The sequence below is a fragment of the Mizugakiibacter sp. genome, from assembly GCF_039680435.1.
In the GTDB taxonomy this organism is placed as follows: domain Bacteria; phylum Pseudomonadota; class Gammaproteobacteria; order Xanthomonadales; family Rhodanobacteraceae; genus Mizugakiibacter.
The window spans coordinates 1-2722 of the sequence record NZ_JBDKSX010000070.1; the positions used below are offsets into that span (position 1 = coordinate 1).

Here is a 2722-nt window from a genome sequence, read left to right on the forward strand (position 1 = left end):
ACCCCGCACCATCGCCCTGCGTCCGCCTGCACGTCCCGCGCACGAGGCGTCGGCAGGGTGGGCTTCAGCCCACCAACGACCGCTTGGCGCGCGTCAGCAACTGGTCGAGCAGGGCGATGCCGAGGTCGATCTCCTCGGGCGTGATGTGCAGCGACGGCGCGAACGTGATCACGTTCTTGTAGTAGCCGCCGATGTCCAGCACCAGGCCGATGCGCTGGCCGCGATGTTCCAGTTCGCCGGCGAGGCCGATGTCGACCATGCGGTCGACCAGCTTCTTGTTCGGCGTGAAGCCGTCCGCCGCGCAGATCTCGGCGCGCAGCGCCAGGCCGAGGCCGTCGACGTCGCCGATTTCCGGATGGCGCTGCTGCAGGTCCTTCAGGCCGGCGAGGAAGTGCTTGCCCTTGGCCGTCACCATCGCCGCGTAGTCGGTCTCGGCCATCATCTTCATGGCTTCCAGGCCGACCGCGGTGCCGAGCGGATTGGCATTGAAGGTGGAGTGCGTCGAGCCCGGCGGGAACTGCTTCGGGTTGATCAATTCCTCGCGCGCCCAGATGCCGGACAGCGGGTTGAGGCCGTTGGTCAGCGCCTTGCCGAACACGATCACGTCCGGGTTGACGCCGAAGTGCTCGATCGCCCACAGCTTGCCGGTGCGGTAGAAGCCCATCTGGATCTCGTCGACCACCAGCAGGATGCCGTACTGATCGAGCACCTTCTTCAGGCCCTTGAAGTAGTTCATCGGCGGGACGACGTAGCCGCCGGTGCCCTGCAGCGGCTCGACGTAGAACGCGGCGTACTCGCACTCGCCGACCTTCGGGTCCCAGATGCCGTAGTACTCGGTCTCGAACAGGCGCGCGAACTCGCGCACCAGCTGTTCGCCATACTCCTCCTTGCTCATGCCCTTGGGGCCGCGGAAGTGGTACGGGAACGGCAGGAACATCGCGCGGTCGCCGAAGTGGCCGTAGCGGCGGCGGTAGCGGTAGCTGGAGGTGATCGACGAGGCGCCGAGCGTGCGGCCGTGGTAGCCGCCCTCGAAGGCGAACATCAGGCTCTTGCCGCCCTTGTAATTGCGCACCAGCTTGAGCGAATCCTCCACCGCCTGCGCGCCGCCGACGTTGAAGTGCACGCGGCCCGGCAGGCCGAACTTGCGCTCGGCGTCCTGCGCGATGGTGCGCGCCAGCTCGATCTTCTCCACGTGCAGGTACTGGCTGGCCACCTGCGGCAGGCGGTCGATCTGGCGCTTCAGCGCGGCGTTCAGGCGCGGGTTGGCGTAGCCGAAGTTGACCGCCGAGTACCACATCTGCAGGTCGAGGTAGGGCGTGCCCGCCGCGTCGTAGATGTAGCTGCCTTCGCAGCGGTCGAAGATCTTCGGCGGATCGCTGTAGTGCACGGTGTCGCCGAACGAGCAGTAGCGGGCCTCGTCGGCCAGCAGTTCGGCCTCGCGCGCGGAGGCGACATCGGCCGCTGCGGCCGGAAGGGTGGCATTACGCATGGTGGGCGGCGTCCTGCGGAAGGGGAGGAAGGCAGTCGGCGGAAAGCGTGCCGGCCGCCAGCGCCGGCAGCAGTTCCAGCGCGTCGGCGAAGCCGACGATCGGCACGTGCGGAATGCCGGCGTGCCGGCAGTGCTCGATCAGGCGGTGCTTGGCGAACACCAGGTCGGCCTCGCCGGCGGCGCAGAAGTCGGACGCGCCGTCGCCGATCAGCAGCACGCGCCGGTGCGTGTTGTGCGCGCGCACCGCGCCGGCGCACTTGCACATGCCGCTGGCCTTGCGGCAGTCCGCGTCGGCGTAGGGGAATTCGAGGCGCCAACTGCGCGCGCCGGTGGCGATCAGGCGGTTGGCCTGGATCGGCAGCGCGTCGAGGCCGTGGCGTGCGAGGATCGCGCGGATCGCGTAGTCGAGCCCGTCGCTGACGACGCGCACCGGCAGGCTCGCGCGGGTTGCCGCGGCGACGAACGCCGGGAACGCCGGGTCGATGCGCATCTCCCCGAGCTGCGCGTCGAGTTCCGCGCGGCTCATGTCGAGCAGGGCGACCTGCCCGGCCATGCACTCGCGCGAGCCGATGCGGCCGGCGCGCCAGGCGCGCTCGAGCTCCTCCCACTCCGGGCGCGCGTAGCGCTCGAGCAGGGCGTCGGTGATGTCCTCGACGGCGATGGTGCCGTCGAAGTCGCACAGGATGGTCCAGGGTGACACGCCGTTCTCCGCATTGGCGCCGGGCGCCGCAGCGGCACTAGAGCACCCGGCCCTTTCTGCCGGCTTACGCGCGACGGTGACGCGGGTCGCGGTTCAGCGCGGCGTCGGCGTCGCGTCGGGCAGGATGCGCACCAGCACGCGCTGGCCGATGCGCAAGCCGGGATCGCGCTGCAGGGCCAGCACGCAATCGACCGCGCGCGCGTCGCTGTCCTGCGCGGCGTCGTCGGCGAGGCGGCTCGGGCCGAACACCAGGCCGACGCGCAGCACCTGCGCCGGCACGACCGTCGCGCGCGGATCGTCGCCGTCGACGGTCACCTCGGCGCGCATGCCCGGATGCACCGCGGCGACGAACGCCTCGTTCAGCTCGGCGCGCACGATGCGCGGGCGATCGGGCAGCAGCTCGAACAGCGCCTGCGCGGATTGCGCGGACACCGTCGCGCCCGGCTGCACCGCGCGGCGCGCGATCCGGCCGGCGACCGGCGCGCGCAGCGTGCGCAGCGCCAGTGCCGCGCGCGCCGCGGCCAGCCGCGCGG

General features: G+C 70.9%; 3 protein-coding genes. All 3 read right to left on the reverse strand.

Annotated features, from left to right (window positions below):
• Positions 1–64 precede the first annotated feature (64 nt).
• Complete coding sequence (locus ABFC67_RS07365) at positions 65–1489, reverse strand: aminotransferase class III-fold pyridoxal phosphate-dependent enzyme (RefSeq protein WP_346737347.1); 1425 nt, start codon at positions 1487–1489, stop codon at positions 65–67.
• A complete protein-coding gene (locus ABFC67_RS07370; RefSeq protein ID WP_346737348.1) occupies positions 1482–2189 on the reverse strand; it encodes an MtnX-like HAD-IB family phosphatase in 708 nt (235 codons plus the stop codon). Before ABFC67_RS07370 ends, ABFC67_RS07365 begins: the two co-directional genes overlap by 8 nt.
• Before the next feature lie 93 nt (positions 2190–2282).
• On the reverse strand, positions 2283–2722 hold a 440-nt coding region (locus tag ABFC67_RS07375), incomplete at its 5' end, for an HlyD family efflux transporter periplasmic adaptor subunit (RefSeq protein WP_346737349.1).